Source organism: Massilia frigida (assembly GCF_011682175.1).
Taxonomy (GTDB): Bacteria; Pseudomonadota; Gammaproteobacteria; order Burkholderiales; family Burkholderiaceae_D; genus Telluria_A; species Telluria_A frigida.
The window spans coordinates 115,702-135,363 of the sequence record NZ_WHJG01000003.1 but is presented as its reverse complement, the minus strand read 5'-3'; the positions used below and the strand labels follow the sequence as shown (position 1 = coordinate 135,363).

16 protein-coding genes and 1 tRNA gene are annotated in these 19,662 nt (G+C 64.5%); 1 reads left to right on the top strand and 16 read right to left on the bottom strand.

Going from position 1 to position 19,662, the window contains the following annotated elements; genetic code table 11:
* Positions 1-16 precede the first annotated feature (16 nt).
* The 12 genes from F2P44_RS04535 to F2P44_RS04480 form a co-directional block, all read right to left on the bottom strand.
* Positions 17-1,501 carry a lipopolysaccharide biosynthesis protein gene (locus F2P44_RS04535; RefSeq protein WP_167085439.1) on the bottom strand — a complete coding sequence of 495 codons (1,485 nt, stop codon included), beginning with the start codon at positions 1,499-1,501 and terminating at the stop codon, positions 17-19.
* A 97-nt stretch (positions 1,502-1,598) separates the two neighbouring features.
* The gene (locus F2P44_RS04530) at positions 1,599-2,735 is read right to left on the bottom strand and encodes a glycosyltransferase family 4 protein (RefSeq protein ID WP_167085437.1); all 1,137 of its coding nucleotides are present in this window, start codon (positions 2,733-2,735) and stop codon (positions 1,599-1,601) included.
* A gap of 14 nt (positions 2,736-2,749) precedes the next feature.
* On the bottom strand, positions 2,750-4,267 hold the full coding sequence (locus F2P44_RS04525; protein WP_167085435.1) for an O-antigen ligase family protein: 1,518 nt from the start codon (positions 4,265-4,267) through the stop codon (positions 2,750-2,752).
* A 31-nt stretch (positions 4,268-4,298) separates the two neighbouring features.
* Positions 4,299-5,906 carry an exosortase B gene (gene xrtB, locus F2P44_RS04520; protein WP_167085433.1) on the bottom strand — a complete coding sequence of 536 codons (1,608 nt, stop codon included), beginning with the start codon at positions 5,904-5,906 and terminating at the stop codon, positions 4,299-4,301.
* Positions 5,903-6,781: a chain length determinant protein tyrosine kinase EpsG gene (epsG, locus tag F2P44_RS04515; RefSeq protein ID WP_167085432.1), complete on the bottom strand. Its 879-nt coding sequence runs from the start codon at positions 6,779-6,781 to the stop codon at positions 5,903-5,905. The genes xrtB and epsG overlap by 4 nt, the downstream gene beginning before the upstream one ends.
* Before the next feature lie 34 nt (positions 6,782-6,815).
* Positions 6,816-8,225, bottom strand: a complete 1,410-nt coding sequence (gene epsF, locus F2P44_RS04510) for a chain length determinant protein EpsF (RefSeq protein ID WP_167085430.1) — start codon at positions 8,223-8,225, stop codon at positions 6,816-6,818.
* A gap of 74 nt (positions 8,226-8,299) precedes the next feature.
* Positions 8,300-9,088: a polysaccharide export protein EpsE gene (gene epsE, locus F2P44_RS04505; RefSeq protein ID WP_167085428.1), complete on the bottom strand. Its 789-nt coding sequence runs from the start codon at positions 9,086-9,088 to the stop codon at positions 8,300-8,302.
* 49 nt (positions 9,089-9,137) lie between these two features.
* Positions 9,138-10,142 (bottom strand): EpsD family peptidyl-prolyl cis-trans isomerase, encoded by a 1,005-nt coding sequence (locus F2P44_RS04500; RefSeq protein WP_308609954.1) that lies wholly within the window; start codon positions 10,140-10,142, stop codon positions 9,138-9,140.
* 239 nt (positions 10,143-10,381) lie between these two features.
* Positions 10,382-11,764, bottom strand: a complete 1,383-nt coding sequence (locus F2P44_RS04495; RefSeq protein ID WP_167085426.1) for an undecaprenyl-phosphate glucose phosphotransferase — start codon at positions 11,762-11,764, stop codon at positions 10,382-10,384.
* An 8-nt stretch (positions 11,765-11,772) separates the two neighbouring features.
* Positions 11,773-13,017 carry an XrtB/PEP-CTERM-associated polysaccharide biosynthesis outer membrane protein EpsL gene (gene epsL, locus F2P44_RS04490; protein WP_167085424.1) on the bottom strand — a complete coding sequence of 415 codons (1,245 nt, stop codon included), beginning with the start codon at positions 13,015-13,017 and terminating at the stop codon, positions 11,773-11,775.
* Positions 13,018-13,057: 40 nt separating this feature from the next.
* Positions 13,058-13,777, bottom strand: a complete 720-nt coding sequence (locus tag F2P44_RS04485) for a CAAX prenyl protease-related protein (protein WP_229423374.1) — start codon at positions 13,775-13,777, stop codon at positions 13,058-13,060.
* Positions 13,778-13,826: 49 nt separating this feature from the next.
* Positions 13,827-15,734: an ATP-binding cassette domain-containing protein gene (locus F2P44_RS04480; protein WP_167085422.1), complete on the bottom strand. Its 1,908-nt coding sequence runs from the start codon at positions 15,732-15,734 to the stop codon at positions 13,827-13,829.
* 181 nt (positions 15,735-15,915) lie between these two features.
* Between F2P44_RS04480 and F2P44_RS04475 the strand changes: the two genes are divergently transcribed.
* Positions 15,916-15,990, top strand: a tRNA-Arg gene (locus F2P44_RS04475).
* 66 nt (positions 15,991-16,056) lie between these two features.
* Here F2P44_RS04475 and F2P44_RS04470 read toward each other — a convergent pair.
* The 4 genes from F2P44_RS04470 to F2P44_RS04455 form a co-directional block, all read right to left on the bottom strand.
* Positions 16,057-16,392: a hypothetical protein gene (locus F2P44_RS04470; protein ID WP_167085420.1), complete on the bottom strand. Its 336-nt coding sequence runs from the start codon at positions 16,390-16,392 to the stop codon at positions 16,057-16,059.
* 125 nt (positions 16,393-16,517) lie between these two features.
* Positions 16,518-17,453: a CHAD domain-containing protein gene (locus tag F2P44_RS04465; protein ID WP_167085418.1), complete on the bottom strand. Its 936-nt coding sequence runs from the start codon at positions 17,451-17,453 to the stop codon at positions 16,518-16,520.
* A 78-nt stretch (positions 17,454-17,531) separates the two neighbouring features.
* A complete protein-coding gene (locus tag F2P44_RS04460; RefSeq protein WP_167085417.1) occupies positions 17,532-18,683 on the bottom strand; it encodes a mechanosensitive ion channel family protein in 1,152 nt (383 codons plus the stop codon).
* A 326-nt stretch (positions 18,684-19,009) separates the two neighbouring features.
* Positions 19,010-19,567 (bottom strand): hypothetical protein, encoded by a 558-nt coding sequence (locus F2P44_RS04455; protein ID WP_167085415.1) that lies wholly within the window; start codon positions 19,565-19,567, stop codon positions 19,010-19,012.
* Between the last annotated feature and the right edge of the window lie 95 nt (positions 19,568-19,662).

Genomic DNA, 19,662 nt, shown 5'->3' with positions numbered 1-19,662 from the left:
GGTAATCCTGGGATGGTTAGTCGTGTTTGGTAGGAGATGCGGGAGATACGCTGGGCGCCTGGGGCAGGAACAGGGCGCGCGCCTCGGGCAGCGCGCCGGCCAGCTTGAGCATGGCGACATACGCGATGGCGAAGGCGGCGCCGATCAGCAGCGCTTCGGGCAGCGGCGCGCGCACCAGGTCGGCCAGATCGAGCAGTGCGGCCAGCGCGCCGGCCCCGGCGCAGGCGGCCAGGATGCGCAGCAGCGCGCCCCACTGCTGCAGGCGGCGCAGCGGCACCCCGGTCACGCGCGAGACGCGCCAGAAGCTGAAGGCATTGCCGGCGGCCAGGGTCAGCACATTGCCGAGCGCGGCGCCGGGCACGCCGAACAGCAGCGCGCCAGTGACGCCGGCGGCCAGGCTGACCAGCAGCAGGCAGGCGTCGGCGGCCAGCAGGAAGCGGCCCTGGTTGAGCACCACCGTGAGCGTGCTGACCTCGACCGCCACGCCCAGCAGGGCCAGGCAATTGATGCGCATGACGTCGGCGGCGAGCAGGTATTTGTCGGTGTAGACCACGGTCACGATGTGCACGGCCAGCACGGCCGTGAGCATCAGGGTCGGCAGCAGCACGAAGGCGCTGGCCAGGTTGGCGCGCTGGTTCAGGCGCAGCATGCCAGCCTGGTCCTTGTTCGATTCGAGCGCGGACAGGCGCGGCGCGATGGCGTTGCTGACGCTGTTGCGCACCAGGGCGACCACCGGCATGATGACGGCGCCGATCGAGAAGGCGGCAAAGGCGGCGGCCGGGAACATGGCGGCCGCGACCCACTGGTCGGCCTGGCCGCGCAGCAGGTACAGGGCGGAAGCGAAGCCGAACGGCAAGGCGTAGGCCAGCTGGGTGCGCAGCACCGGCATCTGCAGCGGAAAGACGCGCCAGCCGTAGTGGCGTCCGATGTGCAGCAGCAGCAGCGCCACCTTGATGGCGGCGTAGGCCACCAGGGCCCCGAACACCACGTCGGCGCGCCCGGACCAGGCGGCGGCGCCCACCATCAGCACACGCAGCACGGACAGCGCAACGATGGTCCTGGCCTGGCCGGCCACGTCGCCGCGCGCATTGGGCAGGAATTCGATCAGGTTGGCCGCCACCCACAGGGTCAGGAAGGCCGGCATGAACCAGGCCGCGCTGTGCATGGCGCGCAGGCTGGCCGGCAGCAGCGGATTCCACGGCCCCAGCGCCAGGCCGGCGCAGGCGCCGCTGAGCAGCAGCAACAGCAGGGTCTGGTGCACATACGGCGCGCGCGCCGCGCCTTCGTTGCGCGGCAGGAAATAGAACAGGCTGCGCGGCAGCGCGAAGGGGGCGATCGCCATGGCCGTGCCGATCGCCAGCCAGGCCAGGCGGTAGTCGGCAAAGGCGCTGGTCGGCAACAGGCGCACCAGCGCGACCGGCATCAAAAATTGCAGGGCGAAGTCGAGCATGTTGGCGGCGGTCAGGGTGATCGCGCCGCGTTTCAGGCTGGCGCCGCTCATCGCGCGCCCCGGCTGCGCATGGCGATCAGCGCCCTGGGCGACGCCAGCGTCGCCCCCCCTGGCCGCGATGGCCTTGGCGGAAATGCCGGCCGCGCCTTCATGCGAGCAGCGCCGACAGGTAGGGAGCGGAGACGGTCTCGGGCGCCAGGCGCGTGCTGGCGTAGGCGCGGCAACGCGCGCTGCAGGCGGCCAGCTGGGCCGGATCGGCCAGCAGCGCGCGCACCGCCGCGACGGCGCCGGCGACATCGCTCACCGCCACGCCCAGACCCAGGCGGGCGATGATGCCGTCCGGATCGAAGGTGGCCACCACCGGCACGCCGTTGGCCCAGGCTTGCAGATAGGTATTGGGAAAGCCCTCGAAGGACGAAGTGTTGACAAAGATGCGGGCGCGCGCGAACAGGCTGCGCGTGGCGCCGAACTTGACCTGGCCGTGAAAGCGCAGATTCGGCAAGGCGCGACTGCCCTGCTCGGCGCGCGTGTACAGCTCGCGCTCGGGCGGATGGGCGCCGCCAGCCATCTCGCAGACCAGCTCGGGCAGCTCGCGCACCATCTCGATGAACCACTCGGGACGCTTCATCGAGCGCATATTGGCCAGCCACAGCAGGTCGGTGGCGCGCTCGGCGGGGGCGACGATGGTCTCGGGCAGGTCGGAAAACATGCCGGCCACTTCGGCATGCAAGCCATAGTTTTTCAGCAGCAGCTCGGCTTGCTTGTCGGTTTGGGCCAGGATCGCGTCGGCGTGGCGCAGTCCGTAGTGATACAGCATGCGGTCGCGTGCGTTGGTCAGCATCAGCGTATCGGGCGCGCAATCGGCGTCGGAGGCGATGCGGAACACCAGGCGGCGCCGGTGGCGCCGGCAAAAGGCGGCGAGGATGCCGACGCTGGCGCCGGCGCAGCTGACGTAGTAGACCTCGGCGTCGGCCGCCTTCAGGCCGGCCCAGGTGGAGGTCAGGCGCGGCGCGAAAAAGCGCAGGCCGGGCAAGCCGGCGCCGAGGGCGAAGGTCTTGCGCACGGTCACGCCGCCGACCTGCTCGACCGGCTTCTGGCCGAAGTCGCCCACCAGGGAAGTGACCTGGTGGCCACTGCGCGCCAGGTAGCGCGACATCAGCGCGTGCTGCACTTCTTCACCGCCGATGTGGACGTTTTTTCCATCCAGGTCGGCGATGACGCCCCAGGCGTTATAGTTCAGCATGCAGATGCGCGCCGATGTGCGCTGCTTTGCATCGCGCTGCATTGAATCAATATCCGTCACGTTGCCAACTCGTCTTTCCGTAGGTCAAAGGGCTTGTCATGCCAGGGTGCCGGTTCCCGATGCCGGTGCCTGTCCTTGCTGCGGTATACGCCGCCGCAACCGATCAGGACGCCAAGCAGGATCCAGAAATACGATTGCGAAAAAGTGGGGGTGAACATATCGTCGGTGAAGCCCTGGATGAACCACACGGGTATCAGCACGGCGCCGCCAGCGAACATGCCTTGCAGGCTGACGCTGGGATGCTCGCGCGACAGGCGCAGGAATTCGCGCCGCACGAACAGCAGGAAGGCGAGCATGAAGCCGAAACCGATCAGGCCCATGTCCATCAGGCCGCCCAGCCAGGCGCTGTGGGTCTGCGCCACCGGCAGCATCTTGTTCAGGCGCACGGGCGGGCTCCACAAGAGCGAGCGCACGCCGTGCGGCAAGAACGGTTCCTCCAGCACATACGGAAGCAGCGGCAGCCAGATGCCATCCAGGCGGCCGGCCGTGACCGCGCCGCGGTCGCCGTTGCCGACCCCGGTCAGGGCGCGGTCGAGGATCGGTTCGATCACCAGCGGGCCGATGCAGCCGGCCACGATCACGCCGATGATGACGGTCTTGACACTGATGCGCTTCCAGAAGTAAATCAGGTTGACCAGGACGAAGCCGACGAAGCCGCCGCGCGAGAAGGTCATCAGCACGCACACGGCGAACACCACGGAAGAGACGAACAGCAGGCGGCGCTGGGCGTTGCCGGCCCCGCGCAGCGAGAACAGGGTCACCGCGTAGAGCATGTTCAACAACAAGCTCATCTCGTTGGCGTGCATGCCGAGGCTACCCAGGAAGTCGCGCGCCAGGGGCGAGGCCAGCTGGCGCAGCGACATCCCCGAGGATAACAGCCGCCAGCCCACCAGGGTGCAGAACACCCAGCCGGAAGCGAGCATCAGGTAGAGGAATTTTTCCGGTTTTTTACTGTGGCGCACGGACAGCCCCACCAGCAGCGTCAGCAGCACCAGGAATTGCGGCTTGAGGAACATGTCGCGCAGATAGCCGATGCCATCCTTGTACTGGATCAGGCGTTCAGCCTCGAAGCGCGGCGGAATCAGGCTGACGTTGGACATGCCGACCAGGCAGGCGATGGCGATCGGCAGCACATACCAGACGAGCAGGCGCATCGGCGCGATCGGATCGCGCCAGCGCCGCAGTCCGGCATGGACGACATACGAGACCATGGTCAGGAACAAGATCAGGTTGAGCGGATTGAGACCGCGGATGCCCAGCATTTCATGCGGAAAGAAGGCCAGCGCCGAGAGCGGCATGATGACGATGGCGGCGGCCACCCCGACCCGGAAATCGAGCATGACCCACAAGCCGAGGGCGGCCAGGATCACGACCGCCGGCACCAGCACGCCCAGGGTCGGCACCACGGCCCCGAACACGGCCGCGAGCAACAGCAGCGCGGCGATGCCGGCTGCCGCGCCCGCCTTGCCGCGGCCCTGGTAGCGGCGCGAGTGGGGAACCGGGTGCTCGATCATGCCGGCCCCTGTACGTTCAATCCGCCGCACATCACGCAGGAGCGCCGATCAGCTTGGCGCGCACGGGGGGCGCAACGTGCTTCATCAGGTCGTTGACAAACGCATCCTGGGCGGCAAACGCGGCCTTGTCATCGGTTTCGATGGCCGAGACCCGCACCAGGTAGCCGTCGGGAATGAAGTCCGACAGCGCGTACTTGAGCTGCACCACCTGGCGGTCGAGGTAGCTGCGCACCACGCTGCTGCCCATGGTGAACCAGTAGGTGACCGGCTCGACCCGCGGGCCATTGCTGGCGACCATGCGCGTGACCGGCACCGGCAAGCCGTCGATGACGATATTTTCACTGTGCAGTTCGCGGATCTGGAAGCCCTGGGCCGCGTAGCAGACTTCCTGGCGGTGCGCGCGCATCGACTGGGTCTGGTTGGAACCGTAGGCGATGGTCAGCATCACGCGCTGGCCGCGGCTGTTGATATAGGTGCGCGACAGGGTCTGGCTGTAGATGGCGGCCACCTTTTCCTGCTGCACCGACGAGGGCACCATGGCCACCGCATCGGGATCGACCTTCCAGTCGCCGAAAGCGGCCGGCACGCTGGCTTCCAGGTTAATCGCGGGCATGCTGTCGGCCAGCATTTTCTGCGGCTTGATGGCGATCGTCCCCAGCAAGGCCGCACCCATCAGCAGCGCGGCCGGAATCGCCATGCGCAGCGGGCCGTAGTCGGCCGCCAGGGCCGGCGGGCCGCCTTCGCTGGCGAACAGGGGCAGCGCTTCCTTGTCGGACGCGCCGAAGCGCAGCAGCGAATCGGTCGCGATGATCAGGAGCAGCGCCGAGACGAACAGCACCATGCCGGCGAAACCGTGCAGGAAGCCCTGCCCGGCCGCGTCGCCCAGGTGGTAGGTGATCAGGGTGAGCACCATCACGCGGATCACGTTGGAGATGAACGAGATCGGCACGATCAGGATGGCCAGGGTGACATTGCGGAACAGCGAGTTGTGGCGCACCACGTTCAGGTACAGCAAGCCCAGCGCTTCGAGGGTGAACAGGGTGTGCAGGCCGGCGCAGGCGTCGGCCACGAGCAGCTTGTACTGGCCGATCTGGAGAATGACGCCGCTGCGCGAAATCGGATAGCCGACCCAGTACAGCACGTTGCCGACCACCCAGGAGACCGCGGTCTTCATGGGCATGGTCAGCATGTCGACCAGGGAACCCGGCAGCGGCAGCATGAACAGCATGAAGAAAAACGGGAACCACAGCACGCGCAGCGCACGCGTGCCGCGCATGAGCAGGATCAGGGCCATCAGGGTGCCGAGGTAAGACCCGATCTCGAAGATGGCGATGCCTTGCGAACGGCCGAGAAAGTAGACGAACACGGACAGCACCAGCAGCGGCCAGCCGAGCCAGCTACCGCGCTGGCCTTCGCTGGCGGCCAGCATCTGGCCCCAGTTGCGAAATAGCAGCCAGTGCGCGATACCGAGGATGATCGGGCCGTGGGCCTGCTCTTCGGTCGCCCACAAACCGGTGAACATATCGTAAAAGCTCGGCACATACATCAGCAGCACGCCGAGCGCGAGCGGCGCCCAGGACGGCAGCGGGCCGTTGCCGGACAGGCCGGCCGGCAGGGTCGACTTGGCCTGCATCGTCATTTGAAATCCACGAGCACGGAACCGACCACCACGGCGCCGTTCTGGGCAACCTGTTCGGCCAGGGCATTGACGTCGCCCATATGGGTTTTATTCTTGCGCGCGACAATCAGCACGCCGCCGGTGCGGGCGGCCAGCACCAGGGCGTCAAGCCCGGTCTGGCTGGCGGCCACGTCGTACAGGGTGACGTCGTAGCGCGATTCGAGCTGGGCGTTCAACCCGGCAAAATTGCTGCGGCTGAGCAGTTCCTGTGGATTCGGCGGCAAGGTGCCGGCGCCCAGCACCGACAGGTCGACGAAGGAACCGACATGGGCAGTGACGTCGAGGTCGGCGCGGCCGGCCAGCACGTCGGACAAACCTTGCTTGCCGGAAATATTGAAAATGGTGTGCTGGGCCGGCGTGCGCAGGTTGGCGTCGACCAGCAGGGTGTGTTCGCCGAGCTGGGAAAACACCACCGCCAGGTTGGCCGCGAACAGGCTGGCGCCATCGCCGCGGTCGATGCCGACCACGGTGAGCGATTTGCGTCCGCGCGCGAACCAGCGCAGCATCAGCTGGCTGCGCACGGCGCGCAGGGTTTCGACCTGCGGGCTGAACGGATCGTAGGCGGCCACCAGGTGCGGCGAATAACTGCCCTCGCCCGGCTGCAGGTAGGGATAGTCGAACTGGCGCGCCAGCACTTGCTGGATGTCGGCTTCGTTGATCAGGCCCAGGCGCTGGGCGGCCTCGCCGAAGCGGATCCCCAGTTCCTTCTGCATGCGCAGCACGCGCTCGGCGTTTTCGGGGGTGATCTTGCCCGATTCCAGCAACATATGGCCGATGCTCGAATCGGCGCGTTTTATTTTCTCGGAAGCGGCGAGGGAAAGCTCGGTCTGCGTCATGGTGTTTCCTCTTGTTGGTTCGGGCGCGGGCTTGCTAGCCCAGGCGCAGGCGGCGCGGCAGCAGCGAATTGATCGCGCTGTAGCGGCGCCGCTTCGGCGCGGTCCAGTCGATCATGCCGAGTACCGGCATCTGCAGCACTTCGGCCATATCGGTTTCGGAACGCACGCGGCGGTCGATCATTTCGGTCAGCAGGGCAAAGCCCAGGCCCAGCATGACGCCCAGGAAGGCCGACAGCATGGTGTTGAGCATCACGCGCGGGCCGCTGGCGCCCAGTGGCGCGGTGGCCGGATTGAGCACGGCGATGTCGGACTGCTCGGACGCGCCTTCGATGCGGGTTTGCGAAAAGCGCTGCGAGGTGGCATCGAAGGCGCGCTGGGCGCTCTCGACATCCTTGACCAGCACGCCCAGTTCATCGCGGCTGCGGTTCAGTTCCAGTACCTTGGCCTTCTGGGCCGCCAGCGCGGCGCGCACGGCGGCTTCGCGCTGCTGCAGGATGGCGGCGTTGTTGCCGACACTGCTGGACGCGGAACGCTGCTGGGACGCCAGGTTGGCATGGATCTTGTCGACTTCCGCCTTGATGCTCAGGTATTGCGGATGGTTCACGCCCAGGCGCTGGCCCGCTTCGGCCAGGCGCGATTCGGCACCGGCCAGTTGCACCTTGATGTTCTGCACCAGCGGATTGGCGGCCACGTCGGGCGAATCGGCGCCGCGCGAACCCTGCGCCATGCCCTGGCGCGAATTGGCTTCCATGGCCTGGCCCTGGGCCGCGACCAGTTGCGCCGACAAGTCGTTGAGGCGGTTCGATTCGACGTCGAGACGGTTGTCGACGCTGACGATGCCATTGTCCTGCTGGTACTTGGAGAGACGGCTCTGGGCCGCTTCCACGTTACCGCGCAGCATTTTGGTCTGCTCATTGAAATAGGCCGCGGCCTTTTTCATCGGCTCGACCTTCAATTCGATGCTCAGCCTCTGGTATTCCTCGGCGAAGGCATTCGCCACGCCCGCCACGAATTGCGGATCGGCGCCCTTGAAATTGATTTCGACCACGCTGCTTTCGCGCGATGGCACCACGTCGAGCTTGTGCAGCAAGAGGTCGGCCAGCCAGTCGCGCACGGTGCCGCGCCCGCCGGTGGCTTTCTTGAACTGCTCGACCACGGTGGGGTTTTCAGCCATCTTGAGCTGGTCGACCACGCGTCCGGCCACGTTTTTGCTGCTGATGATATCGATCTGGGTTGCCATATAGCCCGGCAGCAGCTGGCTCGGCATCGCCATGCCGGTCAGCGGATCGACGCCCTTGTAGTTGAGCAGCACGGACGCCGTGGCCTGGTACGTCTTGGGCATCGACAGGCTGACCATCAGGGTCAGGGTGACGGTGACCAGCAGGGTCGCGAGGATGATGTACTTGCGCGCATACAAAATCAGCAAAAACTGGGATAAATTCATTTAGCAACTCTCGATATGGTGCGGCGGCCTGGGGCCGCGGGCCAGGGCCGCAGGCCACGGCCCCGGCCAAAAAATTAGAACCAGCTTTCCTTGACGAAGACGACATCGTCGACTTGCAGCAGGTCATCCTGCTTGGCGTCGATCAGGCGGATCTTGCCGTCCGCATCGCGGCGCTTGATCACCAGGCCGCGCTCGGTGCCGCGCATGGACAAGCCACCGCCGGCCGACAGGGCTTGCACCACGGTCATCGCACGTTCGAGGCGGAACGCGCCCGGACGCTGGACTTCGCCGTAGATATAGAACTTCGGCGCGCGCTCGACATACAGCACGTCGTTGCCCGACAAGGCGTAATCCTTGGACAGCTGGCCGGCGCGGACCATTTCGATGACATCGATTTCCTCGCGCGTGGTCTTGCCGTCGCGGGTGCGGATCAGGCTGACGCGGTCGCCGCCTTCGCCGTTGATGCCGCCGGCCATGGCCAGCAAGTCGATCAGGCTGCGCTTGCCTTCGATCGGATAGCGGCCCGGACGGTTAACCTGGCCCAGCACCGATACCTGCTGGCTCTGCACGGCGGTGACGATCACGTTCACTTGCGGCTTCTTGACGAAGTTGCCCGCTTCCAGCATGGAGGCGATTTTCTTTTCCGCCGCCGCCGCCGACAGGCCGGCCACCGGCACCTGGCCGATCAGGGGGAAGCTGATATTGCCGCCTTCGCTGACCCGGGTTTCCAGGGTCAGGTCGGGACTGCCGTAGACCGAGACCTTGAGCACGTCGCCCGGTCCGAGCTGCAGGTCGGCGGCCATGGCCGCACCCATCGTCATGGTCATCAGGAAAGCCATCAGGCCGTGTACCAGTTGTTTCATTATTTCACCTCTAATCAGTTTCAGTTGTCGGGATGGCGGCCGGGGCCGCTTATTTCAAGCCTGCCACGCCGCGCGCGGTAGCCGCATCGTCGGTGGCCGGGGCCGCTTCTGGCTGGGCCGCCGCGGGGGTGGCCGCGACCGGCGCCGGGGCCGGCGCTGGCGCTGGCGCTGCGGCCGGGGCGTCGGCCGGGGCCGCGGCCAGGGTCGGGGTTTTCAGGTAATCGATCTTGGCGGCGGCGCGCAGACGCTTGAGTTCGGCATCGGCGGCATCCTTGGTACGCTTGTTGAACAGGAATTTCTCGATCTGGGGCGACGCCACTTCGAGCGTGGCCGGGTTGTCGCGCACGTCGACGATCGACACCAGCATGCTGCGCTCGCCTTCCTTGACGATGAACAGCTGGTTCTTCGGCATGCTCTTGAGCTTGGCGGACATTTCCGGCGCCAGGTCGGAAGTGGTGCGCGAGGCCTGGGCGCGCATGAACTTGATCTTGTTGGCGTCGAACCAGACGGCCACGTCGTCCAGCGACTTGGCGTTCTCGGCCACCTTCTTGACTTCGTCGCTCAGGTCTTTCGACTGGATCACCAGCTGCTTCATGTCGAACTGCTTGCGGGCGGCGAAGAAGTCGGGATTCTTGGTGTAGTAATCGCTGATTTCGACGGCGCTCGGGCGGGCCACGGCGCCGACCTTCTTCTGCATATAGTATTGGGCGATGATCAGGGCCTTGGCCCGTTCGATCGCCTGCACCACCTTGGGATCGCGGTCGGCCTTTTCCTTGGCCGCTTCATTTTGCAGCAGCTGGCGGTCGATCAGGGCTTCGACCAGCTTCTTGCTGGCCTCGGCCTGCTGGGCCGGTGGCACGTTGGCCAGCATCAGCTCTTCGCTCAGCTGCAACTCGGTGATTTCTTCTCCATTGACGCTGACCAGCGCCTGGCCCACCTTGGGTTTGCTGCCTTTGTTGCCGCAGCCGCCAAGTGCGGCGAGCGCGACCATGAGCGCGGCGCACAGCAAACGTTTGTGGGATGGCGCCGACATGGCCAGGGTGGAGTTGTTCAATTTATTCCTCAATTTTGTTAATAAAGCTTGATTAATACACAACGAGATTGCCGGGATTATTACACACATCGGCAAATCGATGCGTTTAAATGGTACTGCTATTCCGCCCTGCATGATGGCCGGCGGGCAGCCCGGGGCGCCCGCGCCGGTCTTCATTTTAGCGCGTTGTTGATGACGACGAAACAACTTTTGCTGCACTGCGGTAGAGGATTAAGGCCGGCTTAATACGGCGTGTTGCATTAGTGCGCATTCTCGCGGCTGAACACCACCTTGACCGTCTTGACGATGATCCACAGGTCGAGCCAGAGTGACCAGCTGCGCAGGTAATCGAGATCGTACTGGATCCGCGCTTCCATCTTGTCGAGCGTTTCGGTTTCGCCGCGCATGCCGTTGACCTGGGCCCAGCCGGTGATGCCGGGCTTGACCTTGTGGCGCAGCATATAGCCCTTGATCAGCTTGCGGTATTGCTCGTTGTGCGCCACCGCGTGCGGGCGCGGACCGACGATGCTCATGCGTCCCTGCAGCACATTGAAGAACTGGGGCAGTTCGTCGAGCGAACTCTTGCGCAAAAACGCCCCGACCCGGGTGATGCGCTGGTCGCCCTTGCGCGCCTGCACCACGGTGTCGCCATTTTCGGTCACCGTCATCGAGCGGAACTTGTAGACGATGATTTCCTCGCCGTACAGGCCGTAGCGGCGCTGGCGGAAAATCACCGGCCCCGGCGAGGTGAACTTCACGGCGCAAGCGATGACCAGCATGATCGGCAGCAGCATCAGCTGGATGATCAGGCCGAGCACGATGTCGCTGGTGCGCTTGACCATGCTGTTCAAGCCCATGAACGGGGTTTCGCAGATGGCGATCACGGGCATGCCGCCGACATTGTCGAAGCGCGCCTGCATCAGGTCGAACACATAGATATCGGGCAGGAAGTAGACCGAGGCCGTGGTGTCCTGCAGCTCGTCGAGCAGCTTGCGGATGCGCGGCTGGGCCGAGATCGGCTGGCTGATGAAAATCATCTTGATGTTATGTTCGCGCACATAGGCGGCGATATCGGCCATCTTGCCCAGCATCGGATGGCGCAGGTTGGCCGGATGGCGGTCTTCGGTGCGGTCGTCGAAAAAGCCGTGCATCTGCATGAACAGGTTCTTGTGGCGCTCGCAGATGCCGGCGAACTTGATGCCGACATCGTTGGCGCCGATCACCACCACCGAGCGCATTTCGGTATTGTTGCCGGGGCCGACGGAGACGCGGCGCACCGCCAGGTGGCTCACCAGCATCACGATCGGGGTGGCGATGAACCAGGCCAGCACCACTTTATTGTCGTAATAATACGACAGTCCGCTGGCCGAACCGAGGAACAGCAGCACGCACACGGTCAGGATCCAGCCGAACACGGTGTCGCGCATGTAGGCGAGCATGCGCCCGCTGCGCCAGGTCCGGTACGGATCGACGTGCTGGTAGACGGCGGACGAGACGAAGAAAGCGAGAATCATCAAGACCAGCGAATACCCCGTGAACGGTTCATGGAAGAACATCGACGAGACGTACAGGGTCCCCATGATGATCAGGGGATCGAGCACGCGCTGGAAGAACGAAATTAAGGGGATGTCATTGACCGTCATGGGCACCTTTAGAACTGCGCATTGGCGTTTACCGAAACTGTGTTCGCCTTGAAGCTTCCATTACCGAGGAATTGCGCGCCGCTGCGCTCCTGGTGGATGAAAGAGGTGGAAAATTGCACTGTCTGCAACGGAACCCAGGTGGCGCCGAAGGTGGCCGTGCGCAGCGTGTCGCTCAGGTCGCCCGGCGAATTGGGCAGCAGGCGGCCTTCATAGGAGCGCTGTTCCACGCTCAGCGTGCCGTCGAAGCGCACCTTGGCCATGGCATCCCAAGCGCTGCCGAGACTGGCGCCGCGGTTCAGGCTGAAGGTATAGTAATAGTTATCGATGGCGGCAAACTCGCGCCACAGCGCGGTATTGAAGCGCAGCTTCTGGCGCGGGCTGAAGTCCGCCGTGACGCGGCCGTTAAAGCCGCTCACGTCGTGCGGACCCGATTCGGCATTCTTGCGCTTGGCGTAGCCTGCCAGTCCCTGCACGGTAAGGATGGGCGTGGCGCGCCAGACCACGCGCGCCTTCAGTTCATCTTGCTCGTAATCGTTGTTGCGCACCTGGCCGCCGATAATGCGCCGGTTCAGGTACTTGCCGCTCAGGCGGCGCGCCACCAGGCCGGCGCTGCTGCCGCTGCGCGGCAGGTAGTCGAAGCCGGCTTCGACCGTGTCCTGGGTGCGGTCGTTATAACGCTGCGTCGACAGCTCATAGGTAAATTTGTCGCGCGCGACGGCGCTGCGCACGCGCCAGCTCGGATGCATGCGCCAGGCGCCATCGGCGAACTGGCGGCGCTGCACGCGCAGGTTGCGTTCGCGGCTCTGGAAATCGGTGTACGGCGCCAGGCTCTGGGCATAGGTGGCGCCGAGGCTGCCTTCCAGGTGGTTGCCGAGCTGCCAGTTCCAGGTGCCCTGGAAATCCTTGCCGTCGTAATCGAGCTGCTGGAAGTGCGAATACGCCACTTTCGACAGCTTGCCCTGCAGCTCGATGCGCTGGCGGCCATAGGTTTTGTCGAAAATGACCCCGGCCACGCTCTGGCGCGCGGAATCGCTGCGCTGCTTGTCGTAACCGGGCGCGGCGTCTTCCAGGCGAAACAGGTTGTCGTCGTAGAAATAGCCGAGGCCGCCGTAAACGTGCAGCGCATCGGACGGCCCGGCCCAGGCCGGCGTCGCGGCCGCGCCCATGGCCAGGGCCAGCGCTACGGCGCCCGGCACGATGGCGCCAGGCGCCAGGCGCGGACGGTGTGGATGTGTTGGCAAGGTGGAAGGCATTTGTTAGTCTTTGTTCAAGTCATTTCGAATTGGCGAGATATTACCAGTATGTCCAATTTCCCGTTCGCACAATCCACAGCCCGAGAAGGCCGTTGGTGACGGCGTGCGCGAGGATGGATGACCACAGGCTGCGTTGTTTCATGTACAACAGGGAATAGGCGGCGCCGGCGACGATCCCGGCCAGCCACAGGTTATGCTCAAATCCAAACAGGACCACGCCGATCACAAAACTTTTGACGCTTATTTGTGCTGGATCAAGCGAATCGAAGTGGTCCGAATCGATCCAGCGCATCAAAAACGAGCGCCAGAACAATTCTTCCATGACGGGCACGACCAGTGCGGCGCCGGCAATACGCACCGCCACCATCAGCCAGTCGATCCGTCCGCCCGCGGTGGGATTGAAGCCATCGGGCGCGCCGATCACCATCCAGTCCGCATTCAGGCTGACCCACAGCACCAGCACCACCACCCCGGTCGCGGCGGCGATGGCGGTCGCCAGCGCGCCGGCGCGCCAGGCATGCAGTTCGGTGTAATCGCGCCAGAACCAGGCCAGCGTGGCCAGGACGGCGCCGATCTTGAGGGCGTACATCCAGCGCAGCGCCTGGGCATCGACACCCAGGCGGGTCAGGACATCGACCGCGATGATAAACAAGATATACACCAGGAATGGCAGGATGCGGGCCCAGGCCGAGCGACTGAACATCGGAACGTTGGCAGCGGCAGGCGCCGTCAGGTCGGGTTGTTCATTGCGTTCGGACATGGTTCTTCATCTGCCAGGCAAACGCCTGCTCCTGTTTAATCTATGGTGATCATCCCTTTGAACGGGCTTCGATCAGTTCCCACTTTTCCAGCGCATCGCTCAGTAGCTGATCGATGTCGGCAAAGCGCGTATTGAGGCGCTTGGCATCGGCCGGGTTGGTCCTGTAAAAGTCCGGTGCGTTGAGTTGCTGCGTGATGGCCGATTGCTCGTCCTCCAGGCTGGCTATCAATAATGGCAGCTCTTCGAGCTCCCGCTGTTCCTTGTTACTTAATTTTACCTTTTTAGCAACAGGAACACCAGAGGATGTTGTAGTAGTTTTAACAGCCGCTTTCGGTGCTGCGGCGGCGCCCTGGGCCTGGATCTGGCCTTTGACGCGTTCCCAGTCGGTATATCCGCCCACGAATTCGCGCCAGTTGCCCTCGCCTTCGGCCACGATCACCTGGGTCACGACATTGTCGAGGAAGGTGCGGTCGTGGCTGACCAGGAACACGGTGCCGGTGTAGTCTTCCAACAACTCTTCCAGCAATTCGAGGGTATCGATGTCCAGATCGTTGGTCGGCTCATCGAGCACCAGGCAGTTGGCCGGCTTGGCGAACAGGCGCGCCAGCAGCAGGCGGTTGCGCTCGCCGCCGGAGAGCGACTTGACCGGCGAACGGGCCCGTTCCGGCGCGAACAGGAAGTCGTTCAGGTAGGTCATGACGTGCTTGCGCGCGCCATTGACCTCGACCCAGTCGCTGCCCGGGGCGATGGTTTCCATCAGGTTGGCTTCTTCATTGAGCTGGGCGCGCATCTGGTCGAAGTACGCGACCTGCAATTTGGTGCCGAGACGCACGGAGCCGCTGTCGGCCTGCTCTTCGCCCAGGATCATTTTCAGCAGGGTGGTCTTGCCGGCGCCGTTGGCGCCGATCAGGCCGACCTTGTCGCCGCGCAGGATGGTGCCGCTGAAATTGCTGACGATGACCTTGTCGCCATACGCCTTGTTGACGTTTTCCAGCTCCGCCACGATCTTGCCCGAGCGTTCGCCCGAGGACACTTCGAGCTTGACCTGGCCTTGCTGGTCGCGGCGCGCGGCGCGCAACAGGCGCAGCGCTTCCAGGCGGCGCACGCGGCCTTCGTCGCGCACGCGGCGTGCCTTGACGCCCTTGCGGATCCAGACTTCTTCCTGGGCCAGGAACTTATCGAACTTGGCCGCCTCGACTTCTTCGATTTCCAGCTGTTCGGCCTTGCGCGTCTGGTAGGCGCTGAAATTGCCAGGATAAGACAGCAGCTTGCCGCGGTCGAGTTCGATGATGCGGGTGGCGACGTTGTCGAGGAAGCTACGATCGTGGGTGATGAACAGGACCGAGCCCTTGAAGTCGCGCAACAGGCTTTCCAGCCACAGGATGGAGCGGAAGTCGAGGTGGTTGGTCGGCTCATCGAGCAGCAGCACGTCCGGCGCGGACACCAGGGCCACGGCCAGCGCGACGCGCTTTTGCATCCCGCCCGACAGCGTGCCCATCAGCGACTCGCCGGCGAGGCTCAGGCGGTCGAGGGTGGTGTCGACCTTGTTTTGCATGCTCCAGCCATCGGTAGCGTCGAGCTGGACTTGCAGGTCGTGCATGCGCTCCATCAGCGCATCGTCGTCGCCCTGGCCGAACTGGCCGGTCAATGCTTCGTATTCGGCCAGCATGGCAGCCTGGCCCCCCATGCCGGCGGCGACCGCGTCGAACACCGACATGGCCGGGTCGAAGGTCGGTTCCTGCTCGACATAGGCGATTTTGATGCATTGTTGCATCACCAGCAGACCATCGTCGAGCTTGAATTTGCCCGAGATGGTTTTCAGCAGCGAAGACTTGCCGGTGCCGTTACGCCCGATCAGACCGACGCGCTCCGTGGTTTCAAGGGAAAATTCCGCGTGATCGAGCAACGCGACGTGGCCGAACGCAAGTTGCGCCGACGAGAGTGAAATGACAGCCATAGAGGGTAAGTGCGCAGGCGGGAAAACCCGCCAGATGAATGAATGAAGCACGCATTGTACCGACTTGGGACAGGTGGCACCCAATTTGCCGCCATTTAGGGGTCGAACCTCGGCTATAATTGCGGTCGATTCACGACACCGGGCCGCCTCAGGCGGAGGCCGATCGCCGAATCACAGCGTCCTCTCCGTAGCACAATGGATAGTGCACATGCCTCCTAAGCGTGGGATACAAGTTCGATTCTTGTCGGAGGGACCAGTCTGTTCGGGGCGATGAGCATCGCCCGCACACGTGGCGCGGCCAGCCTGCCTGCGCGCCGCACGGCTACAGCATCCGCAGCACGCTTGCGGCCAGCGAAACGATGGCGCCCGCCAGCGCCGCACTGACAAACCAGACCAGCGCCCTCTTCGTGACGACCCAGTACGCCGCGCTTTCGTGCGGGTCGAGGAACCAGGTGCGGCTGAATGCGCCGGTATCCCGTCCGATCACGAGGAAAAGCACCGGCACAAAGAAGAACACGGCGAAGGCAAGCAGCGTTGCCAGGTTGCCGCTGAGGAGAGAATCCGCGTTCGCGTCTTGCATAGCCTCGATGCCGCCAAGGCCCACAGATGACCATGCTCCGGCAAATGCAGCAGTGCGGTAAGTCGGTGTCATCGCCATATCGTCCCCTTCGACGCATGCCAACGATGGGCATTCATGCAAAAGTTTATCCGATTAAGTGGCCGAGTGGCGAGCCTGGCGGCACCGGCAGGCAGATATTGGCCGCAGCGTAGCCGCCCACTATCCTAGCCGGGTGCGCGCAAGGGCACAAAGCGCTTCCACAGCTTGCGCAATGTGCCGCCGCCCAGGCGGGCATGGGAAGCCAGGTAGCCGCGCAGGAAGCCGGTGCCGTCCTTCAATTCCTCCTTGCCATCGCTTAACTGCCTGAGCAGGCGGTCCGCCACGCTGGCGTCATTCATCAGGCCGAGTTCATCCTGCAAGCTGGCCAGGGCTTTGACGTAGGGCCGCACGGTTTTTTGCGGATACAGCGCGGCGAAAAACTCGGCGGCATAGCGCGTTTTCTTGGCGGCGATGCGCAGCCGGTGGCGCGCCTCGGGATCGGCGCCTTTCAGCTTGCGGCCGCGCTTGAGAAGACGTTGCTGGTCCTTTTCCAGAATGCCGCTGGCGAAGTCGCCGATGCGCATCTTGAGCCGCACCTTATCGGCAGGCAACTGCATCGCACGCCAGCCGCGCTCGTCAAGCCAGCGCTCCAGGCGCCCGATCAGGCTCTGGTAGCGCTCCGACGCGACAGCCGCGCCGGCCACCGCATGCAGGGCCACGGCCTGGTCGGCGGCGGCGTGCTGCACGCGCACCAGCGCGGCGTCCGCATCGAGGGCGGTGGTGATGCGCGGCAAGGTCGAGCCGGCCAGCACATCCCAGTCGCGCGCCGGTCCCAGCCGGGAAACAAGCCAGTCCAGCTCCTGGCGCAGCGCCATGGGCAGGCTGAGCACCTCATCGAACATGCCGAGGGCCGAGCGCAGGCGGCGCAGGCCGACCCGCATCTGGTGCAGGCTCTCGACGTCATGGTACTTGATCACCCCGTTTTCGTTGGCCTCGATCTGGTCGAGGCAATTGCGCATGATCGTCTGGAAGGCTTTCTCGACGTTCATGCGGGCCGACAGCTTGAGTGCACGCGCCCTGATGGCCTTGGGCGTGGTGGGAAATCTGACCGCAGTATCCATAGTGCGCTTTCCTCCTCGGTGACATTGTGCGCGGAAACGCCGGCACAGGCCATTTCGTTACCGCTGCAACATGCCGATTCAGGCCGGCTGCTTGCGCGTCGACACGATATGGTGCAGCGCCGCGGCCGGCTTGACGGGCGCCGCCGGCGTGGCGCCGGCGGTCCGCGCCACCCGCTCGATCAGCACATGGCGCGCGGCGCCCACCGTCGACACGCCCAGTTGCTCGAACGCTTCCATCGCGGCCAGCAGGATGGTTTGCTGGATATCCATGTAGCGCCCGTAGGAAGGATCGAGCACATGGAACACGACATCGAATTCGAGCGCTTCCTGGGTCACGCTTTTCAGGTGCACGCGGTCGTAGCGCACGCCCTCCTGCGCTTCGATGATGGCGCGCAGCGCGGCCGGCACCTGGGCCGCCTGCGCGGTGGTGGTCGACGGATTGGCGCGCAGCGACAACTGCACGCGCCGGGTCGACATGCGCTTGAAGTTGCGCAGCGTATTTTTCAGCAGTTCCGCGTTGGCGATGACGATCTGCTCGCCGCTGTCGGAGCGGATGCGGGTCGTCTTCAGGCCCACGTGTTCGACATTGCCCGAAAAGCCGGCGACGCTGATTGCGTCGCCCACTTCAAACGGCTTGTCGACAGCGATCGAGAGCGAGGCGAACAGGTCGCCGAGAATGTTTTGCACCGCCAGCGCGACGGCAATCCCGCCGATGCCCAGACTGGCCACCAGGGTCGACACATCGATCCCGAGATTGGATAGCACGGCCAGCAAAAACACCACCCACAGCACGGTTTTCAGTACCCAGACCATGAGGGTGTTGGCGACGGCGGCAGGCGCGTCCGGCGCACTGGCGCGGCTGCGGAAGTAGCGCTGCGCGCCGACGCTGAGCGCGCGGTCCAGATACAGCGCCAGCTGGGCGCCAAGGGCGATGAACCAGAGATGGCGCACCCGTTCGTCCCACGGCGCGCCGAGGTCGAGCACGGTCAGCCCGAACAGCAGCGCGGTGACCATCAGCGCCAGCTTGCTGGTGCGCGCCAGGGTGGCCTTGAGCAATTCGGCGGCCGGGCGGTCGGCCCGTCCCTGCTCGCTCAGCGTGGCGAGGTGGCGGCGGAACAGCATGACGGCGCCGTGCAGGATGACGTAGCTGCCGACCGCCACGGCGGACGCGAGCAGCCAGTTGGACGGGGCGATCCCGGCCAGTGGGGAGGTGATGTCATGGATAGTCAAATGTGGTCTCCTTCAAGTGCGGCGGACGGCTGGCGACGCTCCGTCCGAAAGCCGCAGCCTACAAGCTCGGCCTGAATGCTGTCGCACATTTCCCTCAAGAAAGGCACGCGCCCATGCTACTTCCGTGTCCCGCCGCTCAAGCCTGACAGCTCTCCCCCGCCCTGATTCCCCCCTTGAAAATCCAGGACACCGGCACTGTGTAAGCCGGCATCAGCGGCAACAGGATGGCCGCTCCGATCAGGCAAGAGAGCGCTGCGAACCGGGATGGGACGCAGCCTGTTCCCGGCTAGCGCCGGCGCCGCGCGTGGCAATGCAATCGGCGTTGTTTAACGGGGATCCGGTGCGGGCCCCGGCTGGGGAGGCGCGTGAGGTAAGGTTCGCGCGGGTGATGCCGCCAGCCGGTCCGGCCCTGGTGGCACAGGAGATACCGGGGGCAGGCGCGCAGCGAGCTTATTGATCTGGGTTCCCAGATACAGGCCTTGGCCGGCCATGCCGACGAACAGCGTGATGGCAATACCAGCGCACCATTTCACCTTGTTCATCACCGCAGCGTCGAAATCCGAACGCAACTTGTCCATTTTTTCGTTCAGGTCCAGACGCAAGCCGCTCATTTCTCCGCGCAATTCGGAACGCAGCTTGTCTACTTTTTCGTTGATATCGAGGCGCAGCCCGCTCATTTCTCCGGTCATATCGCGGCGCAAGTCGGCCAGGTCCGCCTTGGTAGCCAAGGTAGCCAAGGTCGGCAAGATAGTGTCAAAACGCGTTTCGAGCACGATGAGGCGGCGGTCCATGCCGCCATCATACGGCGGTCCCCCACCGCCGGCAACGGGCGCACCTATGTTGTCAGGTTCCGGCGGCCCGCTCGGCACGGCATTCATACTCATCGACACTCCCCGGTTGGCACGGCACGCGCCGCGCCATCAAGTGTAGGCTTGTACGATTGCCGTCATCGGGTGTTCCACGCGCGTCTTGACGTGAG

Excerpts from the sequence above, each read along its gene's own strand:
- F2P44_RS04535 (WP_167085439.1), bottom strand. The coding sequence starts at position 1,501 with ATGAGCGGCGCCAGCCTGAAACGCGGCGCGATCACCCTGACCGCCGCC.
- F2P44_RS04530 (WP_167085437.1), bottom strand. The coding sequence starts at position 2,735 with ATGCAGCGCGATGCAAAGCAGCGCACATCGGCGCGCATCTGCATGCTG.
- F2P44_RS04525 (WP_167085435.1), bottom strand. The coding sequence starts at position 4,267 with ATGATCGAGCACCCGGTTCCCCACTCGCGCCGCTACCAGGGCCGCGGC.
- xrtB (WP_167085433.1), bottom strand. The coding sequence starts at position 5,906 with ATGACGATGCAGGCCAAGTCGACCCTGCCGGCCGGCCTGTCCGGCAAC.
- epsG (WP_167085432.1), bottom strand. The coding sequence starts at position 6,781 with ATGACGCAGACCGAGCTTTCCCTCGCCGCTTCCGAGAAAATAAAACGC.
- epsF (WP_167085430.1), bottom strand. The coding sequence starts at position 8,225 with ATGAATTTATCCCAGTTTTTGCTGATTTTGTATGCGCGCAAGTACATC.
- epsE (WP_167085428.1), bottom strand. The coding sequence starts at position 9,088 with ATGAAACAACTGGTACACGGCCTGATGGCTTTCCTGATGACCATGACG.
- F2P44_RS04495 (WP_167085426.1), bottom strand. The coding sequence starts at position 11,764 with ATGACGGTCAATGACATCCCCTTAATTTCGTTCTTCCAGCGCGTGCTC.
- epsL (WP_167085424.1), bottom strand. The coding sequence starts at position 13,017 with ATGCCTTCCACCTTGCCAACACATCCACACCGTCCGCGCCTGGCGCCT.
- F2P44_RS04485 (WP_229423374.1), bottom strand. The coding sequence starts at position 13,777 with ATGTCCGAACGCAATGAACAACCCGACCTGACGGCGCCTGCCGCTGCC.
- F2P44_RS04480 (WP_167085422.1), bottom strand. The coding sequence starts at position 15,734 with ATGGCTGTCATTTCACTCTCGTCGGCGCAACTTGCGTTCGGCCACGTC.
- F2P44_RS04470 (WP_167085420.1), bottom strand. The coding sequence starts at position 16,392 with ATGGCGATGACACCGACTTACCGCACTGCTGCATTTGCCGGAGCATGG.
- F2P44_RS04465 (WP_167085418.1), bottom strand. The coding sequence starts at position 17,453 with ATGGATACTGCGGTCAGATTTCCCACCACGCCCAAGGCCATCAGGGCG.
- F2P44_RS04455 (WP_167085415.1), bottom strand. The coding sequence starts at position 19,567 with ATGAGTATGAATGCCGTGCCGAGCGGGCCGCCGGAACCTGACAACATA.